Annotated in this window: 19 protein-coding genes; 12 read left to right on the top strand and 7 right to left on the bottom strand. The window is 68.2% G+C overall.

The annotated features are described in order from the left end of the window. Positions 1-8 precede the first annotated feature (8 nt). Genes hemL through BXA00_RS12070 form a run of 3 tightly spaced genes read right to left on the bottom strand, consistent with a single transcriptional unit; the run spans position 9 to position 2805 of the window. Positions 9-1286: a glutamate-1-semialdehyde 2,1-aminomutase gene (hemL, locus tag BXA00_RS12060; protein ID WP_076521920.1), complete on the bottom strand. Its 1278-nt coding sequence runs from the start codon at positions 1284-1286 to the stop codon at positions 9-11. A gap of 5 nt (positions 1287-1291) precedes the next feature. Next, a complete protein-coding gene (thiE, locus tag BXA00_RS12065) occupies positions 1292-1957 on the bottom strand; it encodes a thiamine phosphate synthase (RefSeq protein ID WP_076518710.1) in 666 nt (221 codons plus the stop codon). Beyond that, complete coding sequence (locus BXA00_RS12070; RefSeq protein WP_156902790.1) at positions 1954-2805, bottom strand: hydroxymethylpyrimidine/phosphomethylpyrimidine kinase; 852 nt, start codon at positions 2803-2805, stop codon at positions 1954-1956. Before BXA00_RS12070 ends, thiE begins: the two co-directional genes overlap by 4 nt. A gap of 113 nt (positions 2806-2918) precedes the next feature. On the opposite strand from BXA00_RS12070, the gene BXA00_RS12075 reads away from it, so the two are divergent. The 6 genes from BXA00_RS12075 to BXA00_RS12100 all read left to right on the top strand — a co-directional run bounded on the left by BXA00_RS12075 (position 2919) and on the right by BXA00_RS12100 (position 7230). Then, positions 2919-3083, top strand: coding sequence for a rubredoxin (locus BXA00_RS12075; protein ID WP_003814980.1), 165 nt, complete (start codon positions 2919-2921; stop codon positions 3081-3083). 146 nt (positions 3084-3229) lie between these two features. Further along, positions 3230-3817 carry a YqgE/AlgH family protein gene (locus BXA00_RS12080; protein WP_076518712.1) on the top strand — a complete coding sequence of 196 codons (588 nt, stop codon included), beginning with the start codon at positions 3230-3232 and terminating at the stop codon, positions 3815-3817. Beyond that, positions 3810-4211 carry a Holliday junction resolvase RuvX gene (gene ruvX / locus BXA00_RS12085; RefSeq protein ID WP_076518713.1) on the top strand — a complete coding sequence of 134 codons (402 nt, stop codon included), beginning with the start codon at positions 3810-3812 and terminating at the stop codon, positions 4209-4211. Before BXA00_RS12080 ends, ruvX begins: the two co-directional genes overlap by 8 nt. A 21-nt stretch (positions 4212-4232) precedes the next feature. Next, positions 4233-5153: an aspartate carbamoyltransferase gene (locus tag BXA00_RS12090; protein ID WP_076518714.1), complete on the top strand. Its 921-nt coding sequence runs from the start codon at positions 4233-4235 to the stop codon at positions 5151-5153. Then, positions 5150-6493: a dihydroorotase gene (locus BXA00_RS12095; RefSeq protein WP_076518715.1), complete on the top strand. Its 1344-nt coding sequence runs from the start codon at positions 5150-5152 to the stop codon at positions 6491-6493. The genes BXA00_RS12090 and BXA00_RS12095 overlap by 4 nt, the downstream gene beginning before the upstream one ends. Then, on the top strand, positions 6490-7230 hold the full coding sequence (locus BXA00_RS12100) for a 1-acyl-sn-glycerol-3-phosphate acyltransferase (RefSeq protein WP_076518716.1): 741 nt from the start codon (positions 6490-6492) through the stop codon (positions 7228-7230). Before BXA00_RS12095 ends, BXA00_RS12100 begins: the two co-directional genes overlap by 4 nt. A gap of 14 nt (positions 7231-7244) precedes the next feature. On the opposite strand, the gene BXA00_RS12105 is transcribed toward BXA00_RS12100, so the two are convergent. After that, positions 7245-8138 (bottom strand): LysR family transcriptional regulator, encoded by an 894-nt coding sequence (locus BXA00_RS12105; protein ID WP_076518717.1) that lies wholly within the window; start codon positions 8136-8138, stop codon positions 7245-7247. Between the two features lie 214 nt (positions 8139-8352). Here BXA00_RS12105 and BXA00_RS12110 point away from each other — a divergent pair, with 214 nt between their 5' ends. The 6 genes from BXA00_RS12110 to BXA00_RS12135 are packed head-to-tail and all read left to right on the top strand — an operon-like array spanning position 8353 to position 13291. After that, positions 8353-9027: an RraA family protein gene (locus tag BXA00_RS12110; RefSeq protein WP_076518718.1), complete on the top strand. Its 675-nt coding sequence runs from the start codon at positions 8353-8355 to the stop codon at positions 9025-9027. After that, complete coding sequence (locus BXA00_RS12115) at positions 9024-10241, top strand: aminotransferase class I/II-fold pyridoxal phosphate-dependent enzyme (RefSeq protein WP_076518719.1); 1218 nt, start codon at positions 9024-9026, stop codon at positions 10239-10241. Before BXA00_RS12110 ends, BXA00_RS12115 begins: the two co-directional genes overlap by 4 nt. 51 nt (positions 10242-10292) lie before the next feature. Further along, on the top strand, positions 10293-11120 hold the full coding sequence (locus tag BXA00_RS12120; protein ID WP_076518720.1) for an ABC transporter substrate-binding protein: 828 nt from the start codon (positions 10293-10295) through the stop codon (positions 11118-11120). A 28-nt stretch (positions 11121-11148) separates the two neighbouring features. Continuing rightward, positions 11149-11850, top strand: coding sequence for an amino acid ABC transporter permease (locus BXA00_RS12125; RefSeq protein ID WP_076518721.1), 702 nt, complete (start codon positions 11149-11151; stop codon positions 11848-11850). A gap of 2 nt (positions 11851-11852) precedes the next feature. Further along, on the top strand, positions 11853-12569 hold the full coding sequence (locus BXA00_RS12130; protein WP_076518722.1) for an amino acid ABC transporter permease: 717 nt from the start codon (positions 11853-11855) through the stop codon (positions 12567-12569). After that, positions 12566-13291 (top strand): amino acid ABC transporter ATP-binding protein, encoded by a 726-nt coding sequence (locus BXA00_RS12135; RefSeq protein ID WP_076518723.1) that lies wholly within the window; start codon positions 12566-12568, stop codon positions 13289-13291. The genes BXA00_RS12130 and BXA00_RS12135 overlap by 4 nt, the downstream gene beginning before the upstream one ends. Positions 13292-13359: 68 nt before the next feature. On the opposite strand, the gene BXA00_RS12140 is transcribed toward BXA00_RS12135, so the two are convergent. The 3 genes from BXA00_RS12140 to mtgA all read right to left on the bottom strand — a co-directional run bounded on the left by BXA00_RS12140 (position 13360) and on the right by mtgA (position 16185). Then, positions 13360-14193, bottom strand: coding sequence for a symmetrical bis(5'-nucleosyl)-tetraphosphatase (locus BXA00_RS12140; protein WP_076518724.1), 834 nt, complete (start codon positions 14191-14193; stop codon positions 13360-13362). After that, positions 14190-15368, bottom strand: a complete 1179-nt coding sequence (gene lptG / locus BXA00_RS12145) for an LPS export ABC transporter permease LptG (RefSeq protein WP_076518725.1) — start codon at positions 15366-15368, stop codon at positions 14190-14192. The genes BXA00_RS12140 and lptG overlap by 4 nt, the downstream gene beginning before the upstream one ends. 94 nt (positions 15369-15462) lie before the next feature. Continuing rightward, the gene (gene mtgA / locus BXA00_RS12150; protein ID WP_076518726.1) at positions 15463-16185 is read right to left on the bottom strand and encodes a monofunctional biosynthetic peptidoglycan transglycosylase; all 723 of its coding nucleotides are present in this window, start codon (positions 16183-16185) and stop codon (positions 15463-15465) included. Position 16186 lies beyond the last annotated feature (1 nt).

Genomic DNA, 16186 nt, shown 5'->3' on the forward strand with positions numbered 1-16186 from the left:
CGGCGGACTCAAAGGCCCGCGAACACCTTTTCCGCGATGTCCAGCGTGGCCTGGATGACGGCGTCGTCGTGCGTGGCCGACACGAAGCCCGCTTCGAAGGCGGACGGCGCGAAATGCACGCCGTTCTCCAGCATGGCGTGGAAGAAGCGGTTGAACGCCGCCGTGTCGCACGCCGAGACCTGCGCAAACGAGGCCGGCACCGAGTCGCTGAAATAGATGCCGAACATGCCGCCCACCGAATCCGCCGAGAACGGCAGGCCGGCCTTGCGGGCGCGCGCCTGCAGGCCCTGGGCGAGCTTGGCGGTCTGGGCCGACAGCGTTTCGTAGAAGCCCGGCGCGGCAATCAGGCGCAGCGTCGCCAGGCCCGCGGCCACGGCCACCGGATTGCCCGACAGCGTGCCGGCCTGGTAGACGCCGCCCAGCGGCGCGATGTGCTTCATGACCTCGGCGCTGCCGCCGAAGGCGCCCACCGGCATGCCGCCGCCGATCACCTTGGCCAGCGTGGTGATGTCGGGCTTGACGCCGGTCAGGCCCTGCACGCCTTGCGGTCCGACGCGAAAGCCCGTCATGACCTCGTCGAAGATCAGCAGCGCGCCGTGCTGCGTGCAGACCTCGCGCAGCCCTTCCAGGAAGCCGGGCGCCGGCTTGATGAGGTTCATGTTGCCGGCGACCGGCTCCACAATGATGCAGGCGATGTCGGCGCCGTGCTGGGCGAAGGCCTCGCGCACCGCGTCCAGGTTGTTGTATTCCAGGGTCAGCGTGTGCGACACGAATTCCGGCGGCACGCCGGCCGAGCTGGGATTGCCGAAGGTCAAGAGGCCCGAGCCGGCCTTGACCAGCAGGCTGTCGGAATGGCCGTGGTAGCAGCCTTCGAACTTGACGATCTTGGCGCGGCCGGTGGCGCCGCGCGCCAGGCGGATGGCCGTCATGGTGGCCTCGGTGCCGGAGCTGACCAGGCGCACCTGTTCCAGCGAGGGCAGGCGCGAGATCAGCACTTCGGCCAGCTCGATTTCGGCTTCGGTGGGGGCGCCGAAGGACAGGCCGTTGACGGCGGCTTCCTGTACCGCGCGCACGACTTCAGGATGCGAATGGCCCAGGATGGCGGGGCCCCAGGAGCCCACGTAGTCGATGTACTGCTTGTCTTCCGCGTCCCACACGTACGGACCCTGCGCGCGCTTGATGAAACGCGGCGTGCCGCCCACGGAGCGGAAGGCGCGCACGGGCGAGTTGACGCCGCCGGGGATGCTGCGGCAGGCGCGTTCGAATAGCTGAGCGTTACTGGACATGGCGATCAAGGCTTGCGGTGGAAGTTGGGAGAATAGGGCGCCGAGCAGGCTGCGGCGGCGGCCCGGATGCTGGGCGCTTCGAACAGGGCGGTGATGACGGCGATGGAATCGGCGCCGGCCTGGACCACCAGCGGAGCGTTGGCGGGCGTGATGCCGCCGATGGCGACCACGGCGGGACGCGGCGCGTCGCGCTCGTCCGCGAGGCGGCGGGCCTCGGTCAGGACGGACAGCGGCGCGCGCACCGTGTCGGGCTTGACCGTGGACGCGAACATGGCGCCGAACGCGATGTAATCGGCGCCGCCGTCCAGCAATTCGCGCGCGCGCGCCAGATCGTCGTAGCTGGAGCCGCCCAGGATCAGGTCGGGACCGGCTTCGCGGCGGATGTGCGCAAGGCTTTCATCGTCGCGGCCGACGTGGGCGCCATCGGCGCCGACCTCCAGCGCAAGGCGCCAGTCGTCATTGATGAGGAACACCACGCCCAGTTCGCGGCACAGCGGCGCCAGCGCGCGAGCCTGCGCGGCGCGCACCGCGTCGGGCACGTCCTTGCGGCGCAGTTGCAGCGCGCGCATGCCGCCCGCGGCGGCATCGCGCACGGCTTGCAGCAGGCGGTCGGTGTCGTCCCATTCGGGCGTTACGCCATACAGGCCGGCGGGAAATCGTAGCGGTTTCATTGGGGCAGGATCCGGTTGGGGATGCGACGGCCCATGCCCGGCAGGAAACTGGCCGCCACAGACGCGTCGGCGTGCGCCAGGCCCTGCCGCACCGCCTCGGGCATCTCCAGGCCGCGCGCCAGCATGGCGGTGATCGCGGTGGCCGCCAGTCCGCCGGCGTCGCCGTTGCGGTCCGGGGGCGTCTGCCAGGGCCAGGTATGCGTCTGGCCGCCGGGGCCGAGCAGCACATTGGCGAAGTGGCCGGGACGCTGGGGGCTGCCCAGCACCAGGACCCATTCCGCGCCGGCGGCCACCAGCGCATGCATCGGCGTAGGTGCGTCCCCGATATCGATGTCGCCGTCGGCATGCCATTGCGCCAGGCGCAGGTGCTCGATGACCAGCAGATCGGTCTGCGGCAGCACCAGTTCCAGGGTCGCGGCCAGCAGGTCGTCGGCTTCGTCCTCGTCGGCCGCGTCGGCGGGCAACTGGGCGCGCTGGCCCAGGTGCAGCACCAGCGGCACCTGGCTGTAGTCGGCGGCGACCTGCGCGGCCACGCTGGCCGTTTCGGCGGTGTATAGTCCGCCCACCTTGATGGCCTGCACCGACATGTCTTCGAGCAGGCAGCGCGCCTGGTCGTCCAGCAGGTCGGGCGAGACGGGGTGGATTTCTTCGATGCCGGCGGTGTCCTGCACGGTCAGCGCGGTCACGGCCGCCAGGCCATGACAGCCGAGGCGGGCGCAGGTGACGGCGTCTGCGGGCAGTCCATCCGATCCCGAAGGATCGAGCGGGCCGAAGACCAAAACGAGAGGGGGAGTAACGGGGGCCACTTGACTGCGCTTGATCGGGGGCTCCCCCGGATCATTTGGCATGAATCAGGGGAACCCCTATTGGGTTTCGGTAAGATTGTCCCCATTCTAATGGAAGCCCCCCACCTTTGCCCCGCCGCGGGCTCGCCGGCGGGGAATTGATGTAAGAGAGAACTATGCGTACTTGGATGTGTCTGATTTGTGGCTGGGTCTATGACGAAGAGGCCGGCCTGCCCGACGAGGGCATTGCGCCCGGCACCCGCTGGGAAGACGTGCCGCCCAATTGGGTCTGTCCCGAATGCGGCGCCCGCAAAGAGGACTTTGAGCTGATGGAAATCTGAAGCCGTTCCGCCGACATATTCCGCCAGGGCCCGTAAGATGGGTCATGCCCCATCCCTCGTAACCGTCGGAGTGCCGCCCGGCCTGCCGGGTCGCGCGCGAGCGATCGCTCCAACGGTTCATCCAGACTACCCATGAAGGGGTTGCCATGACGGAAAAGCACCACGAAGACGCCACGACGCAGGCGGCCAATTTCGCCAATCAGTTCCTGATCGCCATGCCGGGCATGGTGGAAGGAAGCCTGGCTGGCTCCGTCATCTACGTGTGCGAACACACCGAACGCGGCGCGCTGGGCCTGGTCATCAACCGGCCCACCGACCTGACCCTGGGCACGCTGTTCGAGCGTATCGACCTGACGCTGGAAATCGGACCGGTGAAGGACACGTTCGTCTTTTTCGGCGGACCGGTCCAGACGGATCGCGGGTTCGTGCTGCACGCGCCCGCCGGCGACTACAGCTCCAGCATCAAGCTGGGCGACATGGCGCTGACCACCTCGCGCGATGTGCTGCAGGCCGTGGCCGACGGCAACGGTCCTGCGCGCATGCTGGTCACGCTGGGTTATGCCGGCTGGGGCGCGGGCCAGCTCGAAAGCGAGATGGGCCAGAACGCCTGGTTGAGCGTGGGCGCGGACGCCCACATCATCTTCGAGGTGCCGCCCGAGGAACGCTATCCCGCCGCGCTCAAGCTGCTGGGCATCGATCCCGTCATGCTGGCCGGCGACGCGGGCCATGCCTGAAGAAACGCTGCTGGCCTTCGACTTCGGCGAGAAGAAGATCGGCATTGCCATCGGCAACACGCTGACGCGCCAGGCGCGCCCGCTCGAAATCATTTTCAGCGAGGTCCGCGATGCCCGCTTCGGCCGCATCGCGGCGCTGCTGCAGGAGTGGCAGCCGCATCGCGTCGTGGTCGGACTGGCGCTGGACGCCGAGGGCGGCGAGCAGCCCGCCACGGCCCGCTGCCGGCGGTTTGCCAACCAGCTTCATGGCCGCTTCGGCGTTGCCGTCGAACTCGTGGACGAACGCGGCTCCAGCATGGAGGCGCAACGCCTGCTGGGCACGCACGCCGCCGACGATGCGATGGCCGCGGCGGTTATCCTGCAACGCTATCTGGATGCCTTGCCCGCGGCGTGATGGCCGCGGCCTGTCCTGCCCATGCTCAATCCGCAACTTGATCGCCGCGGCGAACTCACGCATCTGCTGACCACCGAGGGCCTGCCGCGCCGTCACGTCGAACGGCTGCTGGAGATGGCGCGCGCGCAGGCGTGCGCCGCCGATGCGACGCCGCATGCGGCGTCGGGCATGCCGGTGTTCCTGTGCCTGCCCGACGCGCACGCCGCCGACCGCGACGCCTACGCCGCCGCCGCGGCCAGCCTGTCTATGCTGCCGGTGCCGCTGCAGGCAGGCGCCGACGAGGCGCTCGCCGAAACAGTCGGCGCGCTCGCCCCGGGCGTGCTGGTGCTGCGCCACGCCCAGAGCGGCGCGGCCCACTGCGCCGCCGCGCATGCCGCGACCGGCCTGCATGTGCTCAATGCGGGCGACGGCCGGCACGCCGATCCTGTGCCTGCGCTGGCGCTGGTGCAGGCCATCCTCGACGCCAAGCCCGACCTCACCCGCCTCGTCGTGACCCTGTTGGGCGACATCCGCCATTCGCGCCTGGCGCGGTCCGCCATCCATCTGCTGACCACGCTGGGCGTGCCCGAAGTGCGCGTTGCGGCGCCGCGCACGCTGCTGCCCGAGGGCCTGCCTCAACTGGGTGTGCGCGCGTGCGCGACCCTGCAGGAGAGCCTGCGCGACGCGGATGTGGTCATCGCGCTGCCGCTGAACGTTGAAGACATCAGCGGCGCGCAACTGCCATCCGCCCGCGAGTACGCCTGCACCCACGGACTGACGCCGGCTGCGCTGGCGCTCGCCAAGCCTGACGTCATGGTGTTGCCCGCCGGCCGGCTGGCGCCCGGCGTGGAAGTGGACGGCGACATCGCGGCCGGGCTGGAGCCTGCCGAGGCCCGTCTCGCGGCGCTGGCGCAGCCGCTGCGCGCCGCCGTCCTGCGCGTGCTCGCCGGAGACCTGACATGAGGCTGCACATCGCCAACGGCCGCCTGATCGATCCCGCGAACGGCGTGGATGGCCAGCACGATCTCTACCTCGCGCAAGGCCGCGTCGTCGCGGTGGGCGCGGCGCCCGACGGATTCCAGGCCGACCGCCGCATCGACGCCAGCGGCCTGGCGGTGCTGCCGGGCCTGATCGACCTGTCGGCGCGCGTCGCGCAAGCGGGGCATGCGGGGCATGCCGGCCAGATGGGCCAGATGGGCCATACGGGCCATACAGGCCAGGCGGGCTTCGCGCCCGCCGAGTTGCGCGCGGCGTTGGCCGGCGGCGTGACGCGGCTGGTGCTGCCGCCCGACGCCGAAGGCCCGCCCGACGAGCCCGGCAAGGTCGAGGCGCTGATGCGCCATGCCCAGCCCGGGCAATGCGCGATCCATCCGCTGGGGGCCATGACCGTGGGGCTGGCCGGCGAGACGCTGACGGAAATGGCGCTGCTGGCGCAGGCGGGCTGCATCGCCTTCTCGCAGGGCGAATCCGGCGTTGCCGATACGCGGGTGCTGTGGGGCGCGACGCACTATGCCAGCGGCCTGGGCCAGGCGCTGTGGCTGCGTGCGCAGGACCCCTGGCTGGCACGCGAGACCGTGGCGGCCAGCGGTCCCTACGCCGCGCGCCTGGGCCTCGAAGGCCTGCCCGCGCAGGCGGAGACCGTGGCGCTGCACACGATCTTCGAATTGCAGCGCGCGACGGGCGCGCGCGTGCATCTGGCGCGCCTGTCCACGGCGGCGGGGCTGGATCTGCTGCGCGCGGCCCGGCGCGAGGGCCTGCCGGTCACGGCCGACGTGTCCGCCAACAGCCTGCACCTGACCGACGTGGACATCGGCTTTTTCGACACGAATCATCGCCTGAATCCGCCGCTGCGCGGCCAGCGCGACCGCGACGCGATCCAGGCTGCCCTGGCCGACGGCGTGGTAGATGCCCTGTGTTCGGACCATACGCCGGTCGACGCGCGCGGCAAGGCCGCGCCGTTCGCGTCCGCCACGCCCGGCGCGACCGGACTGGAGCTGTTGCTGTCGCTGGCCCTGAAGTGGGCGCGCGACAGCCGCCGGCCCATCGGCGAAGCCCTTGCGCGCGTGACCTCGGGCCCGGCCGCCGTGCTGGCCGCCGTCGCGCCGCGCATCGGGCCTTGCGGCCACCTGGGCGTGGGGGCGCCGGCGGATCTGTGCCTGGCGGACCTGGACGCCGAATGGATGGTCATGCCCGGCGCGTTGCAGAGCCGCGGCGTCCATACACCTTTCGCAGGTATGATGCTGCCCGGCCGGGTACGCGCCACCGTGGTCGGTGGCGAGCCGGCCTGGGAGACTCCAGTTTGAAGCTGCTGCGCTTTGTCCTACGGCTGAGCCTTGTCCTGCCCCTGATCGTGTTCGGCCTGCTCTGCGTGGGCCTGGCCTATCCCCTGATGCGCCCCGCGGCCCGCGCGCGGCTGAACCGCCGCTGGTCGCGCTGGCTGATGGCGGCCTGTGGACTGAAGGTCTACTTCAAGGGCGAGCCGCGCCTGGAAGGCCCAGTGCTGCTGGTGGCGAACCACGTGTCGTGGATCGACATCTTCGTGCTCAACTCGGCCCGTGCAACGTCGTTCGTGGCCAAGAGCGAAATCCGCGCCTGGCCCGTGATCGGGTGGCTGGTCGCCGGCGCGGGCACGCTGTTCATCGAACGCGGCCAACGCCACGCCGTGCATGCGATGGGCGAATCGATGCAGGTCCGCTTCAAGCAGGGCGACGCCGTCGGCCTGTTCCCGGAGGGCACGACGAGCGAAGGCTTCGATCTGCTGCCCTTTCACGCCAGCCTGTTCGAGCCCGCGCGCTCGGCGGCCGTGGAAATCCAGCCCGTCGCGCTGCGATTCCTGCAGCACGGCAAGCGCAGCGGCTACGCGGCATTCGTCGGCGAGGAGTCGCTGGTGGCCAATCTCTGGCGCGTGCTGGGCGTGACGGGGCTGGCCGTTGAAGTCGTATTCCTGCCGCCGCTGGCGGCGCGTCATCCCGATGGCAGCCTGCCGACGCGGCTTGAGCTGTCGCACCAGGCCCGGGACGCGATTCTGAGCGTGCTCTGAGTCTTCGGCCCGGACTACCGCCACCCCGCTGAAAATTCACAGCAGCTCTCGGCCAGTTCCGCCACGCTTTCGCAAAACGCCACATCGGCGTCGCGGCGGAACATCGCGCTGTAGACCGATTGGGGCGGCGCGACGCTGGTCCGCGCAATCACCAGTTGCCTGGCGGCGACCATGTCGGCGAAGTAGTCGCGCGGCAGGCAACTGACGCCGAAGCCGGCGGCCGTCAGGCCCGCCATGGCGATCAGGCTGTTGATGGTGAAGATGTTGCTGGCGGCCGTGTGGGGCCGCAGCCAGCCGTCGTAGATCATGTTCAGTCCGGACTCGCGGCTCTGGCGCAAGAGCGGCAGCCGGGCGATGTCGGCGGGCGTGTAGATGCGGCTGGCGTCGATCAGGTCGGGGCTGCCCATCCACGCGAATTCCAGGCGCTGCAGCGCCACGACCTGCAGGTTCGGTTCGGCGAATTCCCCATGCAGGAAAGCCATGTCCAATTGTCCCGCCTGCAACCGCTTGAGCAGGTCGGCGCCCAGGTCGATGTGCGGTTCCAGCGTGATGCGCGGATAGTGGGCGCGCAGCAGGCGGATCAGGGCGGGCAGCCAGGTCATCGCCGTGATTTCGGTGATGCCGAAACGGAAGGTGCCCGTCAGCGTGTGCTGCCCCTTCAGCCGCGCAAGCAGGCGGTCCCGGTGACCCAGCATCTGTTCGGCCAGCGCATAGATTTCGTGGCCGCGCGCCGTGAGCTCGGCACGGTGTCCGGATCGGTCGAAAAGCGCGATATCGAAGTCGGCTTCCAGCTCCTGGATGCGCTTGGTGATCGCCGATTGCGTGGTGTGCAGCTTTTGCGCCGAGGCCGAAAACGTGCCCAGCCGCACCGTCCAGTACAAGGCCTCGATTTGCTTGAAAGTCAGCATGCGCAGGCGCCGCAGGAGGGGTTGTTCATTCCGAAATTTCCATTAAGGGGTAACCCCTATATTCCAAAAATAGATGAAGCTCGCTGAAATTTAATCCCTTTTTCGGAACCGCAAAAGCTCGCACCATTCGGTCTGACTCATTTCTGGCCGTCCGTACACTTGGCTTGGCACCCCGGGGAACGGCAGGCTTTCGACTCAGGACTCGCAGACCGTCATGGCTTCCATTTCCACCGGCGCACGCATATTGCCGGCATCCCCCGTCGCTCCCGCTTCCATCCTCGAAGCGCTTGCCGGCATCGTCACCCCGCATCTGAGCGACAACCTCGCGCGCCGCGAAGGCATCACCGGCCTGCGCCGCTACAGCGGCGGCGGCAAGCTGGTGGGCACCGCGCTGACCGTCAAGACCCGGCCCGGCGACAACCTGCTGATCTACAAGGCCATGATGCAGATCGAGCCGGGCCACGTCCTGGTGATCGACGCGGGCGGCGACCTGTCCAACGCCGTGCTCGGCGAAATCATGAAGCGCTACCTGCAGATCCACGGCTGCGCAGGCGTCGTCGTCGACGGCGCCATCCGCGATGTCGCGGCCTTCGAGGCCGACAGCTTCCCGTGCTATGCGCGCGGCCACATCCATCGCGGTCCCTACAAGGACGGCCCGGGCGAGGTCAATGTGCCGGTTTCGATCGGCGGGCAGGTGATCCAGCCCGGCGACATCCTGGTGGGCGACGAGGACGGGCTGGTGAGCTTTGCGCCGTCGGACGCCGAGGCGCTGATCGCCGCGGCGCGCGCCCATGCCGACAAGGAAGCGCGCATCATGGCCGAAATCGCCACCGGCGCGAAGACGCAGAGCTGGATGCAGGCCGCCTTTGCCGCGAAGGGGCTGGCATGAACGCCGCCGCAAGCGAATTCCTGGCCGAACGGGCCCGCGCCATCAAACCGTCGCCCAGCATGATGGCCAAGAGCCGGGTGGACCAGTTGCGCGCGCAGGGCCGCGACATCATCGACTTCACGGTGGGCGAACCGGATCTGCCCACGCCCGGCCATATCGTCCAGGCCGGCATCGACGCGCTCAACAGCGGCGATATCCGCTACACCTCGTCCGTCGGCGCCCGGCCCTTGCTGGAGGCCGTGCGTGCCAAGTTCCAGCACGAAAACGGCCTGGCGTACGGGCTGGATGAACTCATCGTCGGCGTGGGCGCCAAGCAGCTGATCTTCACGGCGCTGGCCGCCACGGTGCAGGCGGGCGACGAAGTCATCATTCCCGCGCCGTACTGGGTGTCCTATCCCGACATGGTGCTGGTCAACGACGGCACGCCGGTGGTGGTGGCCTGCCCGGAATCCGACGGGTTCAAGCTGACGCCGGCCGCGCTGGAACGCGCCATCACCCCGCGCACGAAGTGGGTGCTGTTGAACACGCCAAGCAACCCCACCGGCGCGATGTACGACGCGGACGAACTGCGCGCGCTGGCGCAGGTGCTGGCGCGGCATCCGCAGGTCTGGCTCATGACCGACGAGATCTATGAACACCTGGCCTACGGCGGGGCGCGCCATATGTCGCCCGCCGCCGTGTCGCCCGAGCTGGCCGCGCGCACGCTGACGATCAACGGCGTGTCCAAGGCGTATGCAATGACCGGCTGGCGCCTTGGCTACGCGGGCGGCCCCAAGCCTCTCATCAAGGCGATGGCCACGCTGATCTCGCAAAGCACGAGCTGCGTCAGCGCGATCAGCCAGTCGGCCGCGCGCGTCGCGTTGTCGGCCGACCAGCAATGCGTGCATGACGCGGCTGCCCTGTTCCATGAACGGCGCGACCGCATCGTGGCCCTGCTCAACGAGGTGCCCGGCATCCGCTGCCCGGTTCCGCAAGGCGCGTTCTACGTCTACCCGTCGGTCGAGGGCCTGCTCGGCCGGCGCACGCCGTCCGGCCGCACGCTGCAAAGCGACCTGGACGTGGTGATGTTCCTGCTGGACGAGGCGGGCGTGGCCGCGCTGGACGGCGCCGCCTATGGCTTGTCGCCGTACCTGCGGCTGAGCTTCGCGACCTCGATGGAGAACATCGAAGAGGGCTGCCGCCGCATTCGCCAGGCCTGCGCCGCGCTGACCTGAACCCCCGATTTTTTCGGTAGTACCCAGACCTATATTCCAAAGGGAAATCGCATGAAAACCGTTATCTCCTCCTTGGTGGCCGCCGTCGGCCTGGCCGCCACGCTCGCGCCCGCCGCCCACGCCGACACGCTGCAGGACATCAAGGCGCGCGGCAAGTTCATCTGCGGCACCATGGGGACGGCCGAGCCGTTCAGCTTCCAGGATCCGAAGACCCGCGGCATCGTCGGCTATGAAGTCGACGTGTGCCAGGCCCTGGCCGACAGCCTGGGTGTGCCGCTCGAACTCAAGCTGATCGCCGTCGAGGCCCGCATCCCCGAGCTGATCGCCGGCCGCGTGGACGTGGTGGCCGCCAACCTGGGCTGGTCGCCGGAGCGCGCCAAGCAGATCGACTATTCGCACCAGCATTTCGTGAGCCTGCAGAAGGTGCTGTCGCGCGCATCGGACAAGGACCTGAAGGCGCCGGCGGACCTGGCCGGCAAGCGGGTCAGCGCGGTGCGCGGCTCGTCGTCCGAGCAAGGCGCGCGCAAGCACATCCCCAATGTCGAACCCGTCACGTTCAAGGATCCCAGCGGCGCCTTCCTGGCCCTGCAGCAGGGCAAGGTGAGCGGCTTCGTCGGGTCGGAGCTGATGCTGGTCAAGCTGCAGAACCAGGCCGCCTCCAGCGCGGTCCCGGTCAAGATCCTGGAGCCGGCGCTCTTCGTCGAGCCGTGGGGCGTGGGCGTGCGCAAGGGCGACACCGCCATGCTGAACCAGGTGAACAAGGTGCTGGACGGCATGGAGGCATCCGGCCAGGCCGCCAAGACCTTCGACAAGTGGTTCGGCGCGGGCACGCAGTTCAACATCAAGCGCGACTTCCGCATCGAAGCCATCAAGGGTTGACGCGCCGCGCGTGCTGGAGCCTGGTTCGATGCATTACATCTTCGACTTCAGCGCCATTTTCCAGGGCGAGTATCCGGACTGGCTGCTCAGGGGGTTGATCACCACCCTGGCGCTGGCCGGGCTGGCCTGGATCCTGGCGTTCTTCGTGGGCAGCCTGCTGGCGGTGATCCGCCTGACGGGCTCGCCCATCGCCAATGGGGTGGTCGCGACGTATGTCGCGTTCCACCGCAACGTGCCCATGCTGGTGCACATTCTGTTCTGGTATTTCGGCGTTCCGGCGCTGCTGCCGCAAGGCGTGACCGACTGGCTCAACAGCCACGGCAGCGAATTCATCCTGTCCTGCATCGCGATCGGGCTGGTGATGTCGGCCTATGTCTGCGAAGACCTGCGCAGCGCGGTGCGCGGCATCCCGCCGGGGCAGGTCGAGGCGTCGCGCGCCCTGGGCCTGAGCTTTCTGAAGACGATGCGCAAGGTCATCCTGCCGCAGGCGTTCCGCATCGCGATTCCGCCGTTGCTCAACCAGACCCTGCTGCTGCTCAAGAACACCAGCCTGGCGATGGCCATCGGCGTGACCGAGCTGACGGCGGCCGCGCGCGAGATCGAGAACAACACGTTCCGCACCTTCGAGGCCTATGCCGTGGTGACGGTGATCTACCTCGTGCTGTCGTTCCTGATCATGGGCGGCGGCGCGATCCTGCAACGACGCTACCGTCCGCTGGGAGTGCGCTGACCATGTGGGACATCCTCAAAGACAATTGGCTGCTGCTCCTGATCGGCCAGTATCCGCATGGCCCCATCGGGGGCCTGGCGGCCACCCTGGGCCTGGCCGCGGTCAGCCTGGCGCTGGCGCTGCCGTGCGGCGTGCTGCTGGCGCTGGGCCGCATCAGTCCCTACCGGATCTTCTACTGGCCGTCCTCGGCCGTGGTCTATCTGGTGCGCGGGCTGCCGCTGCTGATGTTCATTTTCTGGGCGTACTTCTTCGTGCCGCTCATCATCGGCCGTCCCGTCGCGGGCACGACCACCATGGTGGTCGCGCTGGTCTGCTACGAAAGCGCCTATCTGGCCGAGATCATCCGCGCCGGCATCCAGGCCCTGCCGCCCGGCCAGCAGGAGGCCAGCCGGGCGCTCGGCCTGTCGTACCTGCAGACCATGCGACGGGTCATCCTGCCGCAGGCGCTCTACAACATGCTGCCCAGCATGCTGAGCCAGTTCGTGTCCACGGTGAAGGAAACGTCGCTGGCGTACGTGATCAGCGTGCAGGAGCTGACCTATGCCGCCAACCAGATCAACAGCGTGCTGCTGACCAAGCCCTTCGAGGTCTTCGGGCTGCTGGCGCTGACCTATTTCGTCCTGAATTTTGGCCTGAGTTCCCTGGTGCACCTGACCGAACGCCGTATCGGCAGGCGGCGCGCCGGACTTGCGCCCATGCAAAAAGTGGTGCCGACATGATCCGATTTTCCGAAGTGCAGAAGTGGTACGGCGAGTATCAGGCGCTGGCCGATGTGACCGCCCAGGTTGCCCAGGGCGAGGTCGTGGTGGTGTGCGGGCCTTCGGGCTCCGGCAAGTCCACGCTGATTCGCACGGTGAACCGGCTCGAGCCCATCCAGAAGGGCGTGATCGAGGTCGACGGCAAGGACATCTATGGCAGCGACGTCCATCTGGACACGCTGCGCAGCCACATCGGCTTCGTGTTCCAGCAATTCAACCTCTTTCCGCACCTGTCCGTCATCGAGAACCTGATGCTGGCGCCGCTGCAGCTCAAGCGCGCGCGCCGTCCCGAAGCCCGCGAGCGGGCCATGCAATTGCTGGAGCGCGTGGGCCTGGCGCACAAGGCGCAGGCCTATCCGGCCCAGTTATCGGGCGGCCAGCAGCAGCGCGTGGCCATCGCCCGCGCGCTGGCGATGAGCCCGCCGGTCATGCTGTTCGACGAGCCGACCAGCGCGCTGGACCCGGAAATGGTGGGCGAGGTGCTGCAGGTGATGAAAGGCCTGGCGAAGGACGGCATGACGATGGTGTGCGTCACGCACGAAATGGGCTTCGCGCGGGAGGTGGCGGACCGCGTGTGGTTCATGGACGCGGGGCGCATCGTCGAAACCGGCACGCCGGAAGACTTTTTCACGCGGCCCCAGACGGCCCGGGCGCAGAAGTTCCTGGCCGAAATCCGCCACTGAGGGGCGGGCGGCCGTCGCGTGTCAGGGGGTGCAGCGGGTGCGGGGCGGCGTGCCGCCCCGCGATAGGCTCATTCGGCCAGCGGATCCTGGAACTGCGAGCATTTCACCTGCACCAGCTTGCGATCCTGCAGGCGCAAGGCCGTCAGGGACCCGCCCCACACGCAGCCGGTGTCCAGGCAGATCACATCCGGCCGCTGCAGCAGCCCCAGCGTCGACCAATGCCCGAACACCGTCGTCACGTCGCGCGTCGCGCGGTTGGGCACGTCGAACCAGGGCACCAGCCCGGGCGGCCAGGCGCCCGGCGTCACCTTGGTGGCGAACTCCATGTGGCCGTTGGGCGTGCACAGGCGCATCCGCGTCAGCGCGTTGATGATCACGCGCATCCGCTTGCCGCCCTTGTGGTCTTCCTTCCAGGTGGCCGGCTCGTTGCCGTACATCTTTTGCAGCGCCTTCTGCCAGTTGGGACCGCGCAGCGCGTCCTGGACTTCGCTGGCCAGGGACAGCGTCTTGGCGACGTCCCATTTGGCCAGCGTGCCCGCGTGGACCAGCAGGTGGTTCTGCTCGAAATGCGCCAGCGGACGCGCGCGCAGCCAGTTGATCAGGTCGGCCGCGTCCGGCGCCCGCAGGATGGGCTCCAGCGTGTCGGACTTTGACGGCTTGCGTACGCCCGCGGCCGTGGCCAGCAGGTGCAGGTCATGGTTGCCCAGCACCACCGTCGCGCGGTCGCCCAGGTCGATGATGCGGCGCAGGGTGTCGAGCGATTGCGGGCCGCGGTTGACCAGGTCGCCGGCAAACCAGAAGCGCGACAAGGGGTCCCCGACCAGGTCGGGGTGGGACAGCAAGCGATCCAGCGGCGAGCAGCAGCCCTGCACGTCGCCGATCATCCAGATACTGCCGTTCATGCGGGACTCTTGCTCCAAGGCCAACGTTGCTGGAAGAGACGGGTAATGGTGTGACGGTATTCCATGTAGCTCATGGCGCCCAGCGCCAGCGCCATGGCGCCCAGGTTCGGCCCCAGGGCGGTCAGCCAGGGCGGCCACTTGCCCAGCATGCCGACGTTCAGCGCCAACTGGTTCAGCATGAAAAAGCCCACGCCCAGCAGGATGCCCACGAAGACCTTGGCGCCGACGCCGCCGCGGCGGGTCTGCATCAGGCCGATGGGCGCGGCGATGGTGATCATCACCAGCAGGGTAAAGGGGTAGGCCAGCTTGCGCCACAGGGCGACGACCTGGCGGCCGTACTGCAGCTGGTTGTCGCGCAGGTAGTCCACGTAGTCGAGCAGCGTGATGATCGACATGCGCTCGGGGGTCAGCACGCGCGCCAGCAGGCGCTCGGCGCTGAGCGTGGTGTCGATGGAGCGTTCGGGCAGCTTCACGACCGTGGCGGGCGGGTTCTTGGGCGGACGCGCATTGGCCAGCGCCGAGGCGGCCTCATTGTCCAGGCGCGTCTCGGCCACGTCCTTGAGCACCAGGTCGCCGCGCGTGAACGTGCCCGTGGGCGCGGTGGACAGCGCCGACAGCGTCAGGTCCTTCTTGAATTCGTAGAGGGTCACGCCGGCCACCTGGCCGTCGCCCTTGAGTTCGGCGATGTTGATGATGCGGGTGCCGCCGTTGGCGGTGGGTTCCTTGAACCAGTAACCGCTCTTGAGACGGTCGCCGCCGGCCTTGCCGCGGAACATCAGGTTGGCCTCGCCGGTCTTGATTTCGGCCCAGGGCGTGACGTATTCGGACAACAGGCCCGCGCCGATCATCAGCGGGATCGTGACGACCCACAGCATGCGCAAGAGGCGCATGCCGCTGACCCCCGATACGCGCAGGATCACCAGTTCGTTGCGCTGGGCCAGGCCCGCGAGCGCCAGGATGGCGCCGATCAGGAGCCCGATGGGCAGAAGGTCGTAGAGCCGGGTGGGGATCGCCAGCGCCTGCATGTACAGCAGGGCCATCATGGAGAACTTGTCGCCCACGTTGTCCAGGTCGTCCACCAGGGCAAAGAACGTGAAAAGGCCCAGCAGGGCCAGGAGGACCACTGCGCAAGAGCGATAGACCTCGCGGGCCAGGTAGCGACGTGCGGTACGCATGGGGAAAAGGGGAGTGAAGCGCGTAAACGTGAAAGCTTAACAAATCCCGCCGGCCGGGTAGGGCGCAATAGGACCGATTTGTCCGGTTTCCCTTTCAGGGAATGTCAACCATCTGCATCCGGCGGGTCAGCACCCCGACCCGGGAGTTCAGGTAGTTGGATCGGCGGTGGCTGTCATAGAAGCGCGGATTGGGCAGCATGGCCGCCAGCCGGGCCGACTGGCTCGTGCCCAGGTTGGCGGCGGTGGTATTGAAATAATGCTTGGCGGCGGCCTGGGCGCCGAACACGCCCACGCCCCATTCGGCGACGTTCAGGTAGAGCTCCAGGATCCGTTCCTTGCTCATCACATGCTCGATCATATAGGCCAATACCAGTTCCTGGCCTTTGCGCAGGTAGCTGCGCGAGCCGGACAGGAACAGGTTCTTGGCCAGTTGCTGGGTAATGGTCGAGCCGCCGCGCATCTTGGAGCGTCCCGCCTCGAGCTGCTTCTGGTTGTACTCCCAGGCCTTGCGGATGGCGTCCCATTCGACCCCCTCGTGGCCCGTGAAATTGGAATCCTCGGAGGCGACCACGGCGCGCTTGAGCGACCGGCTGATCTTGTCGTAGGGGACCCATTCGTATTTCAGCTCGATGGCCGGGTCGTCCTTGCGCAGGCGCGACAGTTCTTCGCGCATGATCGCGCTGCTGCCGGGGTCGCGGTAGTTGTACCAGACCACCTGGGCGAACAGCCAGAACTGGTACAGCAGGACCGCGCAGACCAGCGCCATCAGCAGGCCGGTGGTGATCCGGAACCAATTGCGGCCAGTGCGTGTCGCCATG

The sequence above is a fragment of the Achromobacter sp. MFA1 R4 genome, from assembly GCF_900156745.1.
In the GTDB taxonomy this organism is placed as follows: domain Bacteria; phylum Pseudomonadota; class Gammaproteobacteria; order Burkholderiales; family Burkholderiaceae_B; genus Achromobacter.

What these genes read in the sequence shown, in the direction of transcription:
- mtgA (WP_076518726.1), bottom strand. Translation starts at nt 16,185, where the DNA reads ATGGCGACACGCACTGGCCGCAATTGGTTCCGGATCACCACCGGCCTG.
- BXA00_RS12115 (WP_076518719.1), top strand. Translation starts at nt 9,024, where the DNA reads ATGAACGCCGCCGCAAGCGAATTCCTGGCCGAACGGGCCCGCGCCATC.
- BXA00_RS12125 (WP_076518721.1), top strand. Translation starts at nt 11,149, where the DNA reads ATGCATTACATCTTCGACTTCAGCGCCATTTTCCAGGGCGAGTATCCG.
- BXA00_RS12095 (WP_076518715.1), top strand. Translation starts at nt 5,150, where the DNA reads ATGAGGCTGCACATCGCCAACGGCCGCCTGATCGATCCCGCGAACGGC.
- BXA00_RS12105 (WP_076518717.1), bottom strand. Translation starts at nt 8,138, where the DNA reads ATGCTGACTTTCAAGCAAATCGAGGCCTTGTACTGGACGGTGCGGCTG.
- BXA00_RS12130 (WP_076518722.1), top strand. Translation starts at nt 11,853, where the DNA reads ATGTGGGACATCCTCAAAGACAATTGGCTGCTGCTCCTGATCGGCCAG.
- BXA00_RS12075 (WP_003814980.1), top strand. Translation starts at nt 2,919, where the DNA reads ATGCGTACTTGGATGTGTCTGATTTGTGGCTGGGTCTATGACGAAGAG.
- BXA00_RS12120 (WP_076518720.1), top strand. Translation starts at nt 10,293, where the DNA reads ATGAAAACCGTTATCTCCTCCTTGGTGGCCGCCGTCGGCCTGGCCGCC.
- BXA00_RS12080 (WP_076518712.1), top strand. Translation starts at nt 3,230, where the DNA reads ATGACGGAAAAGCACCACGAAGACGCCACGACGCAGGCGGCCAATTTC.
- thiE (WP_076518710.1), bottom strand. Translation starts at nt 1,957, where the DNA reads ATGAAACCGCTACGATTTCCCGCCGGCCTGTATGGCGTAACGCCCGAA.
- hemL (WP_076521920.1), bottom strand. Translation starts at nt 1,286, where the DNA reads ATGTCCAGTAACGCTCAGCTATTCGAACGCGCCTGCCGCAGCATCCCC.
- BXA00_RS12070 (WP_156902790.1), bottom strand. Translation starts at nt 2,805, where the DNA reads ATGCCAAATGATCCGGGGGAGCCCCCGATCAAGCGCAGTCAAGTGGCC.
- BXA00_RS12140 (WP_076518724.1), bottom strand. Translation starts at nt 14,193, where the DNA reads ATGAACGGCAGTATCTGGATGATCGGCGACGTGCAGGGCTGCTGCTCG.
- BXA00_RS12135 (WP_076518723.1), top strand. Translation starts at nt 12,566, where the DNA reads ATGATCCGATTTTCCGAAGTGCAGAAGTGGTACGGCGAGTATCAGGCG.
- BXA00_RS12110 (WP_076518718.1), top strand. Translation starts at nt 8,353, where the DNA reads ATGGCTTCCATTTCCACCGGCGCACGCATATTGCCGGCATCCCCCGTC.
- BXA00_RS12090 (WP_076518714.1), top strand. Translation starts at nt 4,233, where the DNA reads ATGCTCAATCCGCAACTTGATCGCCGCGGCGAACTCACGCATCTGCTG.
- ruvX (WP_076518713.1), top strand. Translation starts at nt 3,810, where the DNA reads ATGCCTGAAGAAACGCTGCTGGCCTTCGACTTCGGCGAGAAGAAGATC.
- lptG (WP_076518725.1), bottom strand. Translation starts at nt 15,368, where the DNA reads ATGCGTACCGCACGTCGCTACCTGGCCCGCGAGGTCTATCGCTCTTGC.